The 17414-nt window shown below is 70.8% G+C and carries 17 protein-coding genes; 7 read left to right on the forward strand and 10 right to left on the reverse strand.

Annotated elements, in window-relative coordinates; all coding sequences use genetic code 11:
• Positions 1-3: 3 nt before the first annotated feature.
• Genes QRX60_RS26475 through QRX60_RS26485 form a run of 3 tightly spaced genes read left to right on the forward strand, consistent with a single transcriptional unit; the run spans position 4 to position 2821 of the window.
• On the forward strand, positions 4-201 hold the full coding sequence (locus QRX60_RS26475) for a hypothetical protein (RefSeq protein ID WP_285994141.1): 198 nt from the start codon (positions 4-6) through the stop codon (positions 199-201).
• Positions 198-1622, forward strand: coding sequence for a sodium:solute symporter family protein (locus tag QRX60_RS26480; RefSeq protein ID WP_285994142.1), 1425 nt, complete (start codon positions 198-200; stop codon positions 1620-1622). Before QRX60_RS26475 ends, QRX60_RS26480 begins: the two co-directional genes overlap by 4 nt.
• On the forward strand, positions 1619-2821 hold the full coding sequence (locus QRX60_RS26485) for a metal-dependent hydrolase family protein (RefSeq protein WP_285994143.1): 1203 nt from the start codon (positions 1619-1621) through the stop codon (positions 2819-2821). Before QRX60_RS26480 ends, QRX60_RS26485 begins: the two co-directional genes overlap by 4 nt.
• Here the strand turns inward: QRX60_RS26485 and QRX60_RS26490 are convergent.
• The gene (locus tag QRX60_RS26490) at positions 2818-3183 is read right to left on the reverse strand and encodes a DUF2255 family protein (RefSeq protein WP_285994144.1); all 366 of its coding nucleotides are present in this window, start codon (positions 3181-3183) and stop codon (positions 2818-2820) included. The genes QRX60_RS26485 and QRX60_RS26490 overlap by 4 nt on opposite strands.
• Positions 3180-3980 carry an alpha/beta fold hydrolase gene (locus QRX60_RS26495; protein ID WP_285994145.1) on the reverse strand — a complete coding sequence of 267 codons (801 nt, stop codon included), beginning with the start codon at positions 3978-3980 and terminating at the stop codon, positions 3180-3182. Before QRX60_RS26495 ends, QRX60_RS26490 begins: the two co-directional genes overlap by 4 nt.
• Positions 3981-4267: 287 nt before the next feature.
• On the opposite strand from QRX60_RS26495, the gene QRX60_RS26500 reads away from it, so the two are divergent.
• On the forward strand, positions 4268-5341 hold the full coding sequence (locus QRX60_RS26500; protein ID WP_285994146.1) for a DUF4236 domain-containing protein: 1074 nt from the start codon (positions 4268-4270) through the stop codon (positions 5339-5341).
• Here the strand turns inward: QRX60_RS26500 and QRX60_RS26505 are convergent.
• The gene (locus QRX60_RS26505) at positions 5338-6495 is read right to left on the reverse strand and encodes a steroid 3-ketoacyl-CoA thiolase (RefSeq protein WP_285994147.1); all 1158 of its coding nucleotides are present in this window, start codon (positions 6493-6495) and stop codon (positions 5338-5340) included. The two genes, QRX60_RS26500 and QRX60_RS26505, sit on opposite strands and share 4 nt — an antisense overlap.
• Before the next feature lie 232 nt (positions 6496-6727).
• Between QRX60_RS26505 and QRX60_RS26510 the strand changes: the two genes are divergently transcribed.
• Positions 6728-7954, forward strand: a complete 1227-nt coding sequence (locus tag QRX60_RS26510; protein ID WP_285994148.1) for a cytochrome P450 — start codon at positions 6728-6730, stop codon at positions 7952-7954.
• Here the strand turns inward: QRX60_RS26510 and QRX60_RS26515 are convergent.
• Positions 7926-8507 carry a dienelactone hydrolase family protein gene (locus QRX60_RS26515; RefSeq protein WP_285994149.1) on the reverse strand — a complete coding sequence of 194 codons (582 nt, stop codon included), beginning with the start codon at positions 8505-8507 and terminating at the stop codon, positions 7926-7928. The two genes, QRX60_RS26510 and QRX60_RS26515, sit on opposite strands and share 29 nt — an antisense overlap.
• Positions 8508-8529: 22 nt before the next feature.
• Between QRX60_RS26515 and QRX60_RS26520 the strand changes: the two genes are divergently transcribed.
• Positions 8530-9321 (forward strand): transglutaminase-like domain-containing protein, encoded by a 792-nt coding sequence (locus QRX60_RS26520; RefSeq protein WP_285994150.1) that lies wholly within the window; start codon positions 8530-8532, stop codon positions 9319-9321.
• On the opposite strand, the gene QRX60_RS26525 is transcribed toward QRX60_RS26520, so the two are convergent.
• Entirely contained in the window at positions 9314-11500 is a 2187-nt protein-coding gene (locus QRX60_RS26525; RefSeq protein WP_285994151.1) for a GH92 family glycosyl hydrolase, read from the reverse strand. The two genes, QRX60_RS26520 and QRX60_RS26525, sit on opposite strands and share 8 nt — an antisense overlap.
• A gap of 142 nt (positions 11501-11642) precedes the next feature.
• Here QRX60_RS26525 and QRX60_RS26530 point away from each other — a divergent pair, with 142 nt between their 5' ends.
• The gene (locus tag QRX60_RS26530) at positions 11643-12662 is read left to right on the forward strand and encodes a YhjD/YihY/BrkB family envelope integrity protein (RefSeq protein WP_285994152.1); all 1020 of its coding nucleotides are present in this window, start codon (positions 11643-11645) and stop codon (positions 12660-12662) included.
• Positions 12663-12693: 31 nt separating this feature from the next.
• Here the strand turns inward: QRX60_RS26530 and QRX60_RS26535 are convergent, their stop codons facing one another.
• From QRX60_RS26535 to QRX60_RS26555, 5 genes are all read right to left on the reverse strand, one after another.
• Positions 12694-13350: a TetR/AcrR family transcriptional regulator gene (locus QRX60_RS26535; RefSeq protein ID WP_285994153.1), complete on the reverse strand. Its 657-nt coding sequence runs from the start codon at positions 13348-13350 to the stop codon at positions 12694-12696.
• Between the two features lie 15 nt (positions 13351-13365).
• A complete protein-coding gene (locus tag QRX60_RS26540) occupies positions 13366-14529 on the reverse strand; it encodes a thiolase domain-containing protein (protein WP_285994154.1) in 1164 nt (387 codons plus the stop codon).
• Complete coding sequence (locus QRX60_RS26545) at positions 14526-15539, reverse strand: thiolase domain-containing protein (RefSeq protein ID WP_285994155.1); 1014 nt, start codon at positions 15537-15539, stop codon at positions 14526-14528. The genes QRX60_RS26540 and QRX60_RS26545 overlap by 4 nt, the downstream gene beginning before the upstream one ends.
• A 7-nt stretch (positions 15540-15546) precedes the next feature.
• Positions 15547-16524, reverse strand: a complete 978-nt coding sequence (locus tag QRX60_RS26550; RefSeq protein ID WP_285994156.1) for a Zn-ribbon domain-containing OB-fold protein — start codon at positions 16522-16524, stop codon at positions 15547-15549.
• Between the two features lie 81 nt (positions 16525-16605).
• The gene (locus QRX60_RS26555) at positions 16606-17394 is read right to left on the reverse strand and encodes a crotonase/enoyl-CoA hydratase family protein (protein ID WP_285994157.1); all 789 of its coding nucleotides are present in this window, start codon (positions 17392-17394) and stop codon (positions 16606-16608) included.
• Positions 17395-17414: the final 20 nt, after the last annotated feature.

Here is a 17414-nt window from a genome sequence, read left to right on the forward strand (position 1 = left end):
GCCGTGCGCAGCTACCACTGGCCACCGCTGCTGCCCGTGCTCGCGCTGGTCCTGATGCCGTTCCTGCCGTTCGTCAACACGACCGGGCTGTGGCTCGGGCTGCCGCGGATGATCGTGTGGGGCGCCTTCTGGTGCCTCATGTTCACCCCGGCGCTGCTGCTGTCCGAACGCCTGATGCGCGGGCGGGAGGAGAAGCAGTGATCCTCACCTTCACCCTGGCCGGCATCGTGCTGATCGGCGTCCTCGGCTTCGTCGGCCGGCGCAAGCCCGTCGCCGACCTGGCCGAGTGGACCGTCGGCGGCCGCCGCTTCGGCGCGCTCACCATGTGGTTCCTGCAGGCGGGCGAGGTGTTCACCACCTTCACCTTCCTCGGCATGGCCGGCCTCGCGTTCTCCGGCGGTGTCGCCGCGATGTACGCGCTGCCGTACGTGCCGATCGCCTACGTCGTGCTGTTCTTCCTCGCGAAACGCCTGTGGACGCTGGGCAAGGAGCGCGGCTACCTCACCCAGGGGGACTTCCTCGAGGACCGCTACTCCAGCCGGGCGCTCGGGACGCTGTCGGCGGTGCTCGGCGTCGTGTTCGTGCTGCCGTACCTGCAGCTGCAGATCACCGGGCTGGGCCTGATCGTCCGGCTGGTCACCGGCGACAGCGCGTCCGGCACGCTGAGCATGGTCACCGGCAGCGTGCTGGTGGTCGCGTTCGTGCTGTGGGCCGGACTGCGCGGCGTGGCGGCGACGTCCTACTTCAAGGACGGGATCATGCTGGTCGCGCTGGTGGTGCTGATCATCGCCGTGCCGACGCACTTCGCCGGCGGGATCGGAGGCGTGTTCCACAAGATCGAACAGCTGCACCCCGAGAAGCTGATCGTCCACAGTGGAGCGAACGACCACGTCTGGTTCGTGACGAGCATGCTGGTGAGCGCGATCGGCGTCGGGCTGATGACGCTGCCGCACTCGTGGCCGGCGCTGATGTCCGCGCGCGACCCGAAGGTGCTGCGGCGCAACTACACCTGGATGCCGGTGTACGAGCTGTGCCTGCTGCTGCCGATGGTGATCGGGTTCGCGGCGATCATCGTGGTGCCCAAGGGGAGTGACCCGAACGGCGTATTGCTGACGCTGTCGAAGGACGCGTTGCCCGGCTGGGTGACCGGGATCGTCGTGGTCGCCGCGACGGCCACCGCGATGGTCCCGGCCGCCGGGATCCTGATCGGCATCTCGTCGCTGGTGGCGCGCAACATAGTCCGCGTCCGCAGTGGCCGCAGGCAGTTCTGGATCAACCACGGCACGGTTGTGCTCGCGAGTACTCTTGCCCTCGTGCTCGGCATCTTCCGGCCGGACCTGCTGGCCAACCTGCTGTTGCTCACCTTTTCGGGGTCGGTCCAGCTGGCCCCGGCCAACCTGCTGGGCTTCCTGCGGCGGGTGCCGGTCGGCAAGGGCCCGGTGTTCGCCGGGCTGATCGCCGGCGAGCTCGTGGTCCTCTGGCTGACCTTTGTGGACACCCACCTGGCCGGCACGGTCAACGTGGGCCTGGTCGGGCTCGGCGTGAACGTCGTCGTCCTCGGCCTGGCCGCCGTGGTCGAACGGTCCGTGGTTTCGGCTTCGGCCAAGGAGGAGGCGGCGTGACGCGCACGGTGTTCACGGGCGGTTCGGTGTTCGACGGCACCGGCGCGGAGCCGGCGGCGGCGGACGTCGTCGTCGAGCACGGCCGGATCGTCGAGGTCGGCACGGACCTCGACGGCGACGAGGGTGTCGACTGTTCCGGCGCGGTGCTGCTGCCCGGGCTCTTCGACTGCCACGTGCACGTCACGGTGTCGGAGATCGGGCTGCTCTCGCGGGTGCAGAAGCCGTTCTCCTACCAGTTCTACGAAGCGGCGCGGAACCTCTGGGCGACGCTCGGGCTGGGCATCACGACGGTGCGCGACGCGTCGGGCGCGGACCTCGGCATCAAGCAGGCGGTGGACGACGGGCTGATCCCGGGGCCGCGGCTGCAGATCTCGATCGGGCTGATCAGCCAGACCGGCGGCCACGGCGACAGCTGGAACCCGTCGAGCATCTGCGTGCCGCTGCTGGTGCCGCACCCCGGACGCCCGGAGGCGACGGCCGACGGCCCCGACGAGATGCGCCGGGTCGCCCGGACGCTGCTGCGCGCGGGCGCGGACGTGCTGAAGGTGTGCACGACCGGCGGCGTGCTCTCCCCGCGCGACGACCCGCGGCACTCGCAGTACACCCCGGAGGAGCTGGAGGTCCTGGTCGCCGAGGCGGCGGCGCAGGGCCGTCCGGTGATGGCGCACGCCCAGGGCTCGGCGGGCATCAAGAACGCGGTCCGGGCGGGCGTCCGGTCCATCGAGCACGGCATCCACCTCGACGACGAGGCGATCGAGCTGATGCTGGGCCACGGGACGTGGCTGGTCCCGACGCTGATCGCCCCGGTCAACGTGGTCCGCGCGGCCGACGCGGGCGTCGACCTGCCGGCGGCGGTGGTGGCGAAGGCCCGAGAGGTCGTGGAGATCCACCGCGACTCGGTCCGCCGCGCGTACGCGGCGGGGGTCCGGATCGCGATGGGGACGGACAGCGGGGTCGGGCCGCACGGGACGAACCTGGAGGAGCTGGCCCTGATGGCGGCGTGCGGCATGACCCCGGCGGACGTCCTGGAGGCGACGACGTCGTCGGCGGCCCGGCTGATGGGACTGGACGGCGAGCTGGGCCGGATCGAGCCGGGGCTGCGGGCGGATCTCGTGGTGGTGTCGGGGGATCCGTACGACTTCCCGGCGTTGGCTTCGAACGTCCGGGAGGTCTGGAAGGACGGGGTCCGGGTGGTCTAGCGGCGGTCGAGCCGCAGGGTGGTCGCCGCGGCCTCGGCCGTCACCATGGCGTCGGTGCCGCCGTCGGCGTACTTGGTGCGGTAGGCGGCATCGACGTCCGCGGTGACCTGCGTCGAGGTGGCGCCGATGTCCTCGATCGTGACGTCGGCCTCCAGACCCGGCACGCGGACGCGGGCCCGGCCTGATCGCACCGCGGTGCCGAACCAGCCGGTGTCCCGCCGGTACCAGGTCCGCACGTACACCTGCCCGCCGGCGCACACGACCCAGACCGGCACCCACCGCCGTGCACCTTCGACGGCGATCTCCAGCTCCTGGGCCGCGTCCAAGGGGCTCAAGTCGCCGGGAGCCCAGGCGGTCGTCACGCCGCTTCGGCGGAAAGCAGGTCCTTCAACGCCACCGCGAACTTCGCCGGGTTCCGCTGCGGGGCCAGATGCGCCCCCGGCATCTCCGTGAACGGCAACCCCAGCTCCAGCGCCAGGATCTTCGCCGGCTGGTAGTGGTAGTGGCCGCGGCTGCCTTCGCCGGCCACCGGGATGATCTCCGTGCGCGCCTTGCGCAGGGCGCGCAAGTCGGGCAGGTAGTCGTAGAACTCCGTCAGTTCGCGGTCGAACAGCCGGATCCAGTCGGCCTCGTGCGGGAGGCGGAGGTTCGGCAGGTCGGGCAGGGCCGCACCCGCGATCGCGTCGGCGAAACGCGTCACCGCCGTCATCAGCTCGCCCGAACGAGCCAGCCGGACCTGGTCCGCGGCCGCTTCGAGCCAGCCGCCCGCGTCCGGCATCAGGTGCACCGCCGGGGGTTCGTGCGCGACCAGCGTCGTCACCCGATCCGAAAACCGGGCCACCAGGTCGAGGCCGATCACCGCGCCCGCGCTCGAGCCGAACACGAGCGCCGGGCCGTCGGTGGTGTGGTCGAGCACCGCGCGTGCGTCGTCGGCCTGGAGGGGCACCGGGACCGGGCCCGTCGTGGTGTCCGTGCTGCCGAAGTGACCACGCCGGTCGTAGGTGATCACGGTGTAGTCCGCGTACAGCTGCTTCGCCAGCGCGCGGTACGAGTCACCCGACCCGGTGCCGCCCGCGATCAGCAGCAGCGCCGGACCCTCGCCGCCGCGGCGGACGAGGAGCTCACCGTCCTCCACCGGGCAACGGCTTTCCGAGATCATGCACCGAAGTGAAGCACAACCGGCCTCGGCCAACGTGCCCGGCATGACGGAACGGCGAGCGCGCGGACCTCTACCCGTGCCGGCCGGTGCTGCGCAAGGCTTTCCCGGACGTCCGCCCGGCCGCGACGATGCTGCATACGGCCGGGCGTGCCCGCGAAACCGAGGTGGGCGCCCACCTGCCGGGCCAGCCCATCACGTGCTGATCTCGGCCCGGTTGCGGTCGGTGGTCCTCCGTAGCGAACCGCGCCTCCGGTGCGACGTGGTGTCGGACGGGAAGCGAGGGACGCATGTCGATCTACCTGCGCACCAGCATCCGGCTGGGACCGCTCCGGGTGGGCGTTTCGAAGTCGGGCATCGGGGTTTCGGCCGGTATCCCGGGGTTGCGGGTGGGCACCGGCCCGCGCGGGACCTATGTGCGGGTCGGCGCCGCCGGGGTGTCGTACCGCGCGACCGCGGGCGGGCGCAGGTCCGGGCGTTCGGCTGCTCGCGGATCCGTGCCGGTACCCGCGCACGTGCTGCCGGATCCCGGCGACGTCGTGCTGTCCGACGTGACCGGCAAACGCACGGAAGAGCTTTTGCCTGCGACACCCAGCACGCTCGTCACGCAGCTCAATGCCGCGGCGGGAGCGCACCGGATCTGGCCCTGGGTACTGGTGGCGAGCCTGGTGCTCGTCGCCGCGACTCCGTGGATCCTCCTGATCGGCCTCCCGCTCACCGTGTGGGTCGGCTGGCGGGACAAGGTCCGCCGGACGGTGGTGGCCTTCTACGAGGTGGACGGTCCCGCGCAGGCGCAGTTCGAGCGCTTGCTCGGGTCGTTCGACGAGGTCTGCCGGGCGCACAGCGCGTGGAGCACCGTCGCTCGCGGCGATGTGCAGACCGCGTACCAGCGCAAGGTCAACGCGGGCGCGGGCTTTCTGGTCCGGCGCGAGCCACTGCGTCGAGGGGTGGGCGGTTCGGCTCATTTCAAGTCGAACATCGCCGTTCCGTCTCTGCAGTCGGCGGGCCGGTCGGTCTACTTCCTCCCGGACCGCATCCTGGTGCGGGACCGGAACACCTATGCCGACCTGGCCTATGGCGCGGTTTCCGTCGTCCCGGGGAGCACCCGGTTCATCGAGGACGGGCCGGTGCCGCCCGACGCCGTCCAGGTGGACACGACCTGGCAGTACGTGAACAAGCGGGGTGGTCCGGACCGGCGGTTCAAGAACAACCGCCGGTTGCCCGTTCTGCGGTACGGCGAGGTGGACCTCTCGACCAGCCAGGGCTTTGCCGTGCATTGGTCGTTTTCCACCGAGCCGGCGGCGCAGGCGCTGTCCGCCGGTTTCGCCGCGATGACCCGTCACCCCGGCGCGATGGCCGGCTAGAGCCGTTCGATGATCGACGCCGTGGCGAGGGCGCCGCCGGCGCACATCGTCACCAAGGCCGTCGACGCGTCACGGCGTTCCAGCTCGTGCAGCGCCGTCGTGAGCAGCCGGGCGCCCGTGCTACCGACGGGGTGGCCGAGCGCGATCGCGCCGCCGTTGACGTTGACGCGGGACTCGTCCGGCCGCAGGGTCCGCTGCCACGACAGCGCCACCGACGCGAACGCTTCGTTGACCTCGAACAGGTCCGGGTCGGCGATCTTCATGCCCGCGCGCGAGAGCACCCGTTCCGTCGCGCGGATCGGGCCGTCCAGGTGGTAGTACGGCTCGGCCCCGACCAGCGCCTGGGCCACGATCCGCGCCCGGGGACGCAGCCCGAGCGCCGACGCCCGGCCGGAGTCCATCAGGAGCAGCGCGGCCGCGCCGTCGGAAATCTGGGACGACGTCCCGGCCGTGTGGATGCCGTCCTCGACCACCGGCTTCAGCCGGGCCAGACCTTCGACCGTCGTCTCGCGCAGGCCCTGGTCGCGGGTGACCAGCCGGGTTTCCCCGGTGGACTCGCCCGAAGCGTCGAGGACCGGCGCCTTCACCGGCACCACTTCGCGGTCGAAGTGCCCGGCCTCCCACGCGGCCGCCGCCTTCTGCTGGGACGCGGCGCCGAACGCGTCGACGTCCTCGCGCGTCAGCCCGCGCCGGACCGCGATCCGCTCCGCCGCGCCGTACTGGTCGGGCAGGTCGATCGACCACGACGCCGGCCGCGGCGAACCGGACCCGCGGTTCGTGCCCAGCGGCACCCGGCTCATCGCCTCGACCCCGCACGCGACGCCCACCTCGATGGCGTCCGCCGCGATCAGGCCGGCGATCAGGTGGGTGGCCTGCTGCGCCGAGCCGCACTGGGCGTCGATCGTCGTCGCGCCCGCGGTCTCCGGGAGGCCCGCGTGCAGCCACGCCGTGCGCGTCACGTTGTTGGACTGCTCGCCGGCCTGCGTGACGCAGCCGCCGATCAGCTGCTCGACCAGGGCCGGGTCGATCCCGGCACGGTCGAGGAGGGCCAGCTGCGCGGCGCCCAGCAGCTCGGCCGCGTGCAGGCCGGCCAGCAGGCCGCCCCGCTTGCCGATCGGGGTCCGCACGGCTTCGACGATGACCGGCACGCCCATGTCGTCCCTTTCGTCGGGTGATGCTGTCCAGTGAACCAAAAACTAGAACAAGTTATCGTTCTGCGCAAGCGCCCCCAGGGTTGGCGCAATCTTGATCTTCGGCGAGTGAGCGCTCGCTCACCTGGCCTCATCGGTAAAGTTAACGGGTTTCACTGAACGGTCTTCCGCAAGTTAACACCGTATGCTCTAATCGCCGTTAGAACGTGTTTCAAGGCGAACCGTGGGAGGCAACGTGGCCGCTCCGCTCATCCCCGCCGGTTTCGACTTCACGGACCCGGACCTCTACGCCCACCGGCTGCCCCTGGCGGAGTTCGCCGAGCTCCGGCGGACGGCCCCCGTGTGGTGGAACCCCCAGAAGACCAACACCGCAGGCTTCGGCGACGACGGCTACTGGGTCGTCTCGCGCCACGAAGACGTGAAGGAGGTCTCGCGCGACAGCACGCTCTACTCGTCCAGCGAGAAGACCGCGATCATCCGCTTCGACGAGAGCATGACCGAGGACCGCCTCAACGCGAACCGCCTGGTCCTGCTCAACATGGACGCCCCGCAGCACACGAAGCTGCGGCGGATCGTGTCGAAGGGGTTCACTCCGCGGTCGATCGCCAAGCTCGAGGACACGCTGCGCGAGCGCGCCGAAAAGATCGTCCACGAGGCGCGCAAGAAGGGGACAGGCGACTTCGTCACCGACGTCGCGTGCGAGCTGCCGCTGCAGGCCATCGCCGAGCTGATCGGCATCCCGCAGGAGGATCGGCTCAAGATCTTCGACTGGTCGAACCAGATGGTCGCCTACGACGACCCCGAGTACGAGGTCGAGCCGCTGGAGGCGTCCGCGCAGCTCATCGGCTACGCGTGGAACATGGCCGAGGACCGCCGCAAGTGCCCGATGGACGACATCGTCACGAAGCTGATCCAGGCCGACGTGGACGGCGAAGCGCTCGGCTCCGACGAGTTCGGCTTCTTCGTCATCCTGCTCGCCGTGGCCGGCAACGAGACGACGCGCAACGCCATCACCCACGGCATGAAGGCGTTCCTGGACCACCCGGACCAGTGGGAGCTCTACAAGGAGCAGCGGCCGAAGACCGCGCCGGACGAGATCGTCCGCTGGGCCACCCCGGTGGTCGCGTTCCAGCGCACCGCCACCCGCGACACCGAGCTGGGCGGCGCGCACATCCGCAAGGGCGACCGGGTCGGCATGTTCTACAGCTCCGCCAACTTCGACCACGAGGTCTTCGCCGACCCGGAGAAGTTCGACGTCCTGCGGGAGGACAACCCGCACGTCGGGTTCGGCGGCACCGGTTCGCACTACTGCATCGGCGCCAACCTGGCCCGGCTGGAGATCGACCTGATCTTCAACGCCATCGCCGACGTGATGCCGGGCATCACCGAGGCCGCGCCGCCGGTCCGGCTGCGGTCCAGCTGGCTGAACGGCATCAAGCACTACCCCGTTCGCTACGCCTGAGGAACTCGAGGACCCGCCGCCAGGTCAGCCCGGCGGCGGGTTCGTCGTGGTCCGGGCTTTCGGGGTCGGTGGAGAAGTGACCGATGCCGGGGTAGCGGAAGACCTCGGCGTCGGCGCCCGCCCGGGCCGCGGCGTCGCACCACGCCGTGACCCGTGCCGGGGGCGCGATCGGGTCGGGGTCGGCGACGTGCACCAGTGCCGGCAGGCCCGCGCGGACCGAGGCGGGTAGCGCTCCCACGGCGTGCAGCAGGACGACCCCGGCGGTGTGCGGACGATCGGGCAGCACCTCCTGGACGACGCCCGCCCCCATCGACACGCCCATGAGCACGGTCTCCGCGGGCAGGTCCCGCACGGCGTCCCGGGCCCGCCGCACGACGGCCGTCCAGCCGACGGTGTCCTTCAGCGCGAAGCTTTCCTCGATCGTCGACGCCGTCCGGCCGTCGTAGAGGTCCGGCGTGACGACGCGGTGCCCGGCCTCCCGCAGCCGGGCGGCGAAGCCGAGTTCGACGGGCCGCAGCCCCAGCACCGAGTGGAAGAGCGCGATGGTGGTCACCGGACCATGACATCATGAGGCGATGGCCCCGCGAGCGACCGTCGACGTCGAGTTCTCCGTCCGTGTCACCGAACCCGGACCGGCGGCGATCTCGGTCGCCGCGGCGCACGCGGACACCGAGGAACTCACGGTGTCCTGGCACGGCGAGAGCGAGCTCGTCGAGTTCGAGCACGGGACGCGTGCCGAGGTCTTCGAACTGCCCGCCGGCGAGCACCGCGTCACCTACCACGCCGAACGGGCGCTGACCGAGCCCGAACCCGAGCCGGTCACGCGCGCCGACGCCGCCGTGTTCACCCGGCCGAGCCGGTACTGCCCGTCCGACCGGATCGCCGGCCTGGTGCCGCCGGAGCTGTTCTCCGTGAAGAGCGCCAAGAAGAAGGTCGACACCATCGTCCGGCACGTCCACGAGCGACTGTCCTACGTGGTCGGCGCCAGCCGGCCCACCGACGACGCGATCGACACGCTCCTCGCCGGGGAAGGCGTCTGCCGCGACTTCGCGCACGTCTGCATCTCGCTGTGCCGATCGCTCGACATCCCTGCGCGGTACGTCGGCGTCTACGCGCCCGGACTGTCCCCGATGGACTTCCACGCCGTCTTCGAGGCCGCGGTCGACGGCCACTGGTACGTCTTCGACGCCACCCACCTGGCGCCGCGCCGGACCATGCTGCGCATCTCGACCGGCCGCGACGCCGCCGACACGTCGTTCCTCGCCACCCTCGGCTGCGAGCTCGACTTCCTGGGCAGCACGGTGTTCGCGACGACGGACACCGCGCTGCCCCAGGACGACCGGCAGGAGCTGGTCGTGCTCAGCTGACGCCCCACGTCGACGGCGTCGCGCTCATCCCGAACCGCAGGACGCCACCGCCGGTCAGGTCGCGCTGGGTCAGCACCGGACGCGAGACCGGTTTCCCGTTCAAGGAAAGCGAAGACACGTACGGGGTCGAAGCCGAGTTCCCGGGCGAGGAGACGACGAGCGGCCGCCGCGCGCCGGGCAGCCGCAGGGTCACCTTCGAGAAGAACGGGCTGCCCACGGCGTAGCTGTCCGACGCCGGTGTCACCGGGTAGATCCCGATCGAGGACAGCAGGTACCACGACGACATCTGGCCGCAGTCGTCGTTGCCGGTCAGGCCGTCCGGTTTGTTCGCGTAGTTCGCCGCGGCGATCGAGCGCACCTGCGCCTGGGTCTTCCACGGCTGCCCGGCGTAGTCGTAGAGGTAGCCGATGTGGTGGCTGGGCTCGTTGGTGTGGTTGTTGTGGCCTTCGCCGAAGTGCCGGTCCAGCAGGGCGACGAACGCGTCCCGGCCCATCAGGGAGATGAGCCCGGGCACGTCGTGCATGACGTCGAAGGTGTAGACCCACTCGTTGCCCTCGGTCCAGCCGCCGGAGGTCCACGCGCCGTCGAAGTTCCGGGCCTGCATGAACCCGGTCGCCGGGTTGTACAGGTTCCGGTAGTTCTTGCTGCGGTTCAGGAAGAACTCCGCGTCGGCGGGCTTTCCGACCGCGTCGGCGACCTGAGCCACCGCCCAGTCCTCGTAGGCGTAGTCCAGGGTCCGGGACGCGGCTTCGGCGGTCCGGTCGGCGGCGACCCAGCCGTTCTGCTTGTAGGTCGTCAGCCCGGCCCGCGCCTCGACCGGCGTCCCTTCCTCACGGTCGGCGAAGCGCAGTTCGGTGTCCCGGTCCGGCGGGGTCATCGCGTCCTTGTACACGGCTTCGTAGGCGAGCCGGCGGTCGAAGCCGGTGAAGCCCTTCGCGATGTCCTCGGCGATGACGGAGTCGGCGTTGGTGCCGACCATGATGTTGGTCTCGGCCGGGTTCTTCCACATCGGCAGCCAGCCGCCTTCGCGGTAGTCGTGCAGCATCGACGTCACCATGTCGTCGATCCGCTCGGGCGCGAACAGCGTCAGGAAGGCGTTCTCGGCGCGGAAGGTGTCCCACAGGGAGTAGCTCGTGTAGCTCACTCCACTGTGGACGCGGTCGTCGTAGGCGCTGTAGTAGCGGCCGTACTCCGACATCTCCGACGGGTACTGCAGGGCGTGGAACATGCTCGTGTAGAACGTCGCCAGCTGGTCGGGTGTCGCGCCCTCGACGTCGACGCGGTCGAGCTTCTCGCTCCACGCCGCCTTGGTCTGCGCGGCGACGCGGTCGAACGCGCGCTGCTCGGGTGCCTCGCGCCGCAGGTTCTCGCGAGCCTGGTCGACCGAGAGGAACGACGTCGCGATCCGCACCTGGACGGTCCGGGTGTCGGACGGGAACCGCACGTACGCGCCGAGCCCGGCGTCGGTGCGGTCACGCTCGCCCTCGTGCAGCGCGGAGCCGGTCGACGTCCCGAAGCTCGTCACCGGCGTGTCGAAGGTCGCGACGAAGTAGCCCTTGAAGTTCGGCGCCTTGAACGGCCCGAGCTTCGAGTCCTGCCGGTCCGGGTTGTACCCGGAGATCTCCCGCCGCGCCGGGTCGACGTGCACCCCGCCGGTGATGCCCGCGCGCGTCGCCGTGAGGACGAAGTTCGGTGCCGCGTCCGCCGGGAAGGTGAACCGCAGGACGCCGACGCGCGATGTCCCGGTCAGCTCGGCGCCGACACCCGTGGACATCTTCACCGAGTAGCGCGACGGCGACGCGTGCTCGTCGGCGTGCGTGAACGGCATCGACCGCCCGACCTGGACGTCGCCGGTGCCGGGCATGCCCGAGACGTAGCCGTAGTCGCCCATCCAGATCGCCGGCTGGTGCGTGCCGATGAAGCCGGTGATGGCGGTGTCGTCGTGGTGGTAGGGGAGCCGGCTGACGTAGTTGACGCGCGTCTGCGGCGACCACCGCGTCATCGCGAACGGCGGCGCGGTGCTCGGGATCATCCCGCCGTACTCGCTGGGGTCGGTGCCCGTGGTGCCGATCAGCGGGTTGACCAGGTCGACGTTCGACCGGTGCGGGTGGGCGGCGGCGACCGGCGGGGACACCAGGGACAGGGCCAGGACCGGGGCGAGGAGCAGGCGAGCGCGCATGGAGCTGTCCTCCAGGTGACATCGATGTCAGATCCCCGGTGAGCCAGTGGGGAACTCGCTCACATCTAGCCGAGAGCGTGATCGGGTGTCAAGACCGCGTGTTGCCTGCGCAGGGAAGCCTCCGGCTGGGTAGACAGTGACCGTGAAGAGTTCCCCCAAGGCCCCGAGCCTCTGGGCCCGGGCCCGCGCCCGGTACCGCTGGCTGGACCACATCGCCCGCGCGACCAACCGCTACATCGAATGCGGCGGTTACCACTACGTCGCCTCGATCACCTACTTCAGCCTGCTGTCGCTGGTGCCGCTGCTGATGGTGGCGTCGTCGGCCGCCGGGTTCGTGCTGGCCAGCCAGCCGCACCTGCTCGACACGATGGTCCACGCGATCGTGTCCACACTGCCCGGCGGGCTCGGGGACAAGGCCACCGACCTGCTCACCGGCTTCGTCGAGCAGCGGACCAGCGTCGGGCTGTTCGGTCTGGCCATCGGCCTCTACTCGGGCTGGAACTGGATGAACGCGCTGCGGGACTCGCTCACCGCGCTCTGGGGGCAGAACCGGTCGGACCAGTCGTTGCCGCGGATCATCGCCGTCGACCTGCTCGCGCTGCTCGGCCTGAGCGCGGCGCTGGTGGTGTCGTTCACGATCACGATCTCCGGCACCGCGCTCGGCGACTACCTGCTCCGGCTGGCCGGGCTGGACGACACGAGCTGGGGCCACCGGCTCGTGTCGGCGTCGTCCGTGCCGCTGGCGCTCGCCGCCGATTGGCTGGTGTTCCTGTGGGTGCTCACGCGGCTGCCGCGGCAGAAGGTGGGCGTGCGCAGCGCGGTGCGCGGCGCGGTCGCCCTGGCCGTCGGGTTCGAGGTGCTCAAGCTGGCCGGCGGCTTCTACCTCCGGCTGATCGGCAACTCGCCGACCGGCATCGCGTTCGGCTCGGTCATCGGCCTGATCTTCTTCATCTCGCTGATCGCGCGGATGCTCGTGTACGTCACCGCGTGGACGGCGACCGGCTCCGACGCGCCGCCGAAGCCGATCCAGCCGCCGCCGCCCGTCGTGCTGAAGCCGGTGATCGTGGTGGAGCCGCCGGTGGCGGTGCCGGCCACGGTCGGGGTGGTGACCGGGGTGGTCGGGACGCTGCTCGCGCTCAGGTGGCGACGTTCGCGAGACTGAACTGTGCTGTTCGTTCCCCATCCGGCAGCAGTCACGGCGGAAACGGGCCGCTTGCGCTGATGGCCGGCCGACCGTGTCCGCCTGCTTCCGGCCGAATGGGGAACAGCCGGTCCAGCTGGTGGTCGATCAGCGCGATCGCCGCCTCGGGGGTCCGCTGGCCCAGGATGATGCTGGTCTGCAGGCCGTCGACGCTCGACAGGAGCAGCTCGGCCTCCGGCAGCAGATCGAGGTCCGGCGCCACTTCACCGCGGTCGCGGCCGCACGCCAGCAGGTCCGCGGTCAGCCGTTCCAGCTCGGGCGGCGCGGCGCTGAACGCCGACGCCAGCCCGGGATCCGAAAGGGACCGGACGAAGTAGGCGAGGTGCACGAGGTAGCGCGTGCGGCGCTCGTCGTCGACCGGCAGCATCCCGACGAGCATGGCGCGCAGGATCTCGCGCGGGGTCGCGTCCTCCTCCGGGCCGATGCCCGCGCGGATGCTTTCCCCGGCGTCGGCGTTGAGGATTTCGAGCGCGCCGAGCAGCAGGTCGTCCCGCGTGCCGAAGTAGTACTGGACCAGCCGCAGCGACACCCCGGCCTCGGCCGCGACCTTGCGCAGGGACACGTCTTCGAGCCCGCGCGCGCTCGCGATCCGCCAGACGGCTTCGGCGATCTGGCGGCGGCGTTGTTCGTGGTCGGCGAGTCTCGGCATGGTGGGTCGAGCGTATCAACGTGGCTTGTCGGCGCCGACGACCCACATCGAGAAGTACTGCGACCCGCCGCCGTAGGCGTGCCCGAGGGCGATGCGCGCGCCGTCCACCTGGTAGTCCCCGGCCCGGCCCATGACCTGCTTCGCGGCTTCGGAGAAGCGAAGCATGCCGGACGCGCCGATCGGGTTGGACGAGAGCACGCCGCCGGACGGGTTCACCGGCAGCCGTCCGCCGATCGCGGTCTCGCCGGCCTCGGTGACCTTCCAGCCCTCGCCTTCGGGCGCGAACCCGAGGTTCTCCAGCCACATCGGCTCGAACCACGAGAACGGCACGTAGATCTCGGCGACGTCCACTTCCGACATCGGGTCCTCGATGCCCGCCTCGGCCCACAGCGCGGCCGCGGCGTCGCGGCCGGCCTGCGGGTTGACCTGGTCGCGGCCGGCGAACGTCGTCGGCTCGGTGCGCATCGCCGTCGCGTGGACCCAGGCGGCCCCGCCCTCGACGGCGTCCCCGGCGGCCTCGTCGCCGAGCACCATCGCGCACGCGCCGTCGGACGACGGGCACGTCTCGTCGTAGCGGATCGGGTCCCACAGCATCTGCGACGCCTGCACCGACTCGACGGTGATGTCGGACTGCCGCAAGTGCGCGTACGGGTTCAAGGCGCCGTTGCGCCGGTCCTTCGCCGCGACGATCGCCCCGACGTGCTCAGGCGCGCCCGAGCGGCGGATGTAGGAGCGCACGTGCGGGGCGAAGTAGCCGCCCGCGCCGGCGCCGACCGGCATCTGGAACGGCGGCAGGATCGACAGGCCCCACATCGCGTTCGACTCGGACTGCTTCTCGTACGCCACGGTCAGCACCCGGCGGTGCACGCCGGACTGGATGAGCGAGGCCGCGACCAGCGCCGTCGAGCCGCCGACCGAACCTGCGGTGTGCACGCGCAGCAACGGTTTCCCGGTGGCGCCCAGGGAGTCGGCGAGGAAGAGCTCGGGCATCATCACGCCCTCGAACAGGTCCGGCGCCTTGCCGAGCACGACGGCGTCGATGTCGGCCCACCCGACCTGGGCGTCGATCATCGCGCGGTCGATCGCTTCGCGCAGCAGGCCCGGCATCGAGACGTCCTGGCGCTTGGCGCGGTGGTGCGTCTGGCCGGTGCCGAGCACGGCGGTGAGCTGCTTGGTCATCGGGCCTCCAGCACGGTCACCAGGTTCTGTTGCAGGACCGGGCCGCTCGTCGCGTGCGCCACGGCCTTGCGGGATTCGCCGCTGTGGATCCGGGCCGCCGCTTCGCCGATGCGGGCGAGGCCGGCGGAGAACATCGGGTTGGCGGCGAGCGCCCCGCCCGAGGGGTTGATCTTGACGTCGTCGCCGAGCTTCAGCGCCGTCCGCAGGATCAGTTCCTGGTGGGTGAAGGGCGCGTGCAGCTCGGCGAGGTCGGCGCCGTCGAGGTCGAGGGCCGCCGCGGCGATCTCGGTCGACGGGCTGCGGGTCAGGTCGCGGGCGCCGAGGACGGGGGAGTCGACGCGGTGCTCGATGCCCGTGATCACGGCGGGCCGGTCGACGATGTCGCGCGCACGGTCCACAGTAGACAGGATGACGACAGCGGCGCCGTCGGTGATCGGCGCTATGTCGTGCCTGCGCAACGGATCCGCGAAGTACGGGGTGTCGAGGAGTTCGCTGACGTCCTTGTCGGTACCGCGCGCGGCGACCTCGGCGAGGTCCTTTTCGGACCAGAGCCCGGCTTCGAGGCCCATGCGCGCCTGGATCCCGGCGATCGAGACCGAGTCCGGCCAGAGCGGGGTGACGACGTACGGGTCGAGCTGCAGGGCGAGCACCCGGCGCAGCTGCCCGGCGCTGGACTTGCCGAAGCCGTAGACGAGCGCGGTCTCGACCTCGCCCATCTTGATCTTCAGCCACGCCTCGTAGAGCGCCCACGCGGCGTCCATCTCGACGTGCGACTCGTGGATGGGCGGGAACGCGCCGATCGCGTCGACGGCGGCGATGAAGGAGAAGGCGCGCCCGGCCAGGTAGTCCGACGAGCCGGAGCACCAGAAACCGATGTCCTGCTTGGACAGGCCGGTCTTCTCGAAGACCTCGGCGAAGATCGGGACGAGCATTTCCACGCCGTTGGTGGTGCCCGCGGTCTCCCGGACGTTGGGGGCCTTCGCGAAGCCCGCGATCGCGACGTCTGGCATCAGGACCTCACAGGTGGTGGGCGAAGGTTTCGTAGGCCGCGTCCGGCTCGCCGGTCGGCTCGAAGTGGCTGATGTTCTCCAGCGACGTCCACCACTCCTCGCGCGGTTTCCACGCGGCGCGCACGCGCATGCCCATCTTGACGTCCTGGGCGTCGCAGCCGAGGACGAGGTGGAGGAAGGCGATGTCGGCGCCGTCGAGCAGGATGTACGCGGCGACGTACGGCGGCTTGATGCGCTGGCCGAGGAAGGGGACGTTGACGATGCAGAACGTCGTCACGATGCCGGTGTCGGGCAGTTCGACCTCGTCGGTGGTCGGGACGCCGTCGGTCGGGCAGGCACCGCGCGGCGGGATGTAGACCTTCTCGCAGGCGGGGCAGCGCTGGCCGATCAGCTTGCCCTCGGCGAGCCCGCGCAGGTACCGGCTCTCCTCGGGGGAAGCCGAGTGCTGGTAGCGCAGGTGCACCGGCGTGATGATCACGCTGACCGGAGCGCCTTCCTCGCGCTCGGCGACCGGGGGAGCGGACTCGGTCGGCGTGGTGTCCTCGGCGTCGACGGGCAGGAAGTAGGCGATGTCCCGGATGTGCCCGACGGTGTCGTCGGCCCACTTGACCCGCACGCGCTGTCCACTGTGGATGTTCTCGGGCGCGCCGGCGTCCACCGCGTGCAGCATCGCGGTGTCGGCGCCGTCGAGCCGGACCAGCGCCCAGGCGAAGGGCCGGCTCAGCGGCTGCCCGTCGAGCGGCTCGGGGCACCACGACCACGAGACGACGGTGCCCTCTTCGGCCACCGGGACGAACTCGCTGAGCTGTTCGGCGGTGCCGGGGTCGTGCTCGACCGGCGGAACGTGCACGCGGCCGTCACTGCCCCGGATGCCTTCGATGCGGCGTTCCCGGAGCGCGTTCACGAACCGGCCGAGGACGGGCCCGGTGGAGCGCGTGTAGTCGAAGCCGACGTTGAGGGGGGCCGCCAGGGGTGTCTCGGTCACATCCTTGAGTGAAACATGTTCTTGTTCTACCGGCAAGATTCCTCCACGGCAGCTTCGGGTAGATGTGGAACGCGTTCTAAGTCAGTGGCCGCGGAACTCGGGCTTTCGCTTCTCCGAGAACGCCCGCGGCCCCTCCTTGGCGTCCTCCGAAGCGAAGACCTCGATCCCGTACTGCGAGTCGAGCTTGAAGGCCTCTTCTTCGTGCAGCCCCTCGGTGTCGCGGATCGTCCGCAGGATCGCCCGGACCGCGACCGGCCCGTTCGCGTTGACCAGTGCGGCCAGTTCCAGTGCCTTCGAGAGGGCCTGGCCGTCCGGGACCACGTGCCCGATCAGGCCGATGGCCAGTGCCTCGTCGGCCGACAGGTGGCGGCCGGTCAGCAGGATGTCCGCCGCCACCGTGTACGGGATCTGGCGCGGCAGCCGCACCGCCGAGCCGCCCATCGGGAACAGGCCCCACCGGGCCTCGGACACCCCGAACCGGGCCGAAGTGCCCGCCACCCGGATGTCCGTCCCCTGGAGGATCTCCGTCCCGCCCGCGATCGCCGGGCCCTCGACCGCCGCGATCAGCGGCTTCGTCAGGCGGCGGCCCTTCAGGAGTCCCGGGATGTGCGCGGGGTCGAACTTGCCGGCGTCGAAGGCCTTCGACGGCGAGTTCCGGGACATCGACTTCAGGTCCGCGCCCGCGCAGAACGCGCCGCCCGCGCCGGTCAGGACGCAGCTGCGGATCGAGTCGTCCGAGTCGACCCGGTCCCACGCCTCGACCATGATCGACATCATCTCGCCGGTGATCGCATTGCGCGCCTCGGGCCGGTTCATCGTGACGACGAGGGTCTGGCCCTCCTGTGAAACCAGCGCGTGCGGTTCACCCACGGAAACCTCCTGAAGGAGCA

This window comes from Amycolatopsis mongoliensis (assembly GCF_030285665.1).
Taxonomy (GTDB): domain Bacteria; phylum Actinomycetota; class Actinomycetes; order Mycobacteriales; family Pseudonocardiaceae; genus Amycolatopsis; species Amycolatopsis mongoliensis.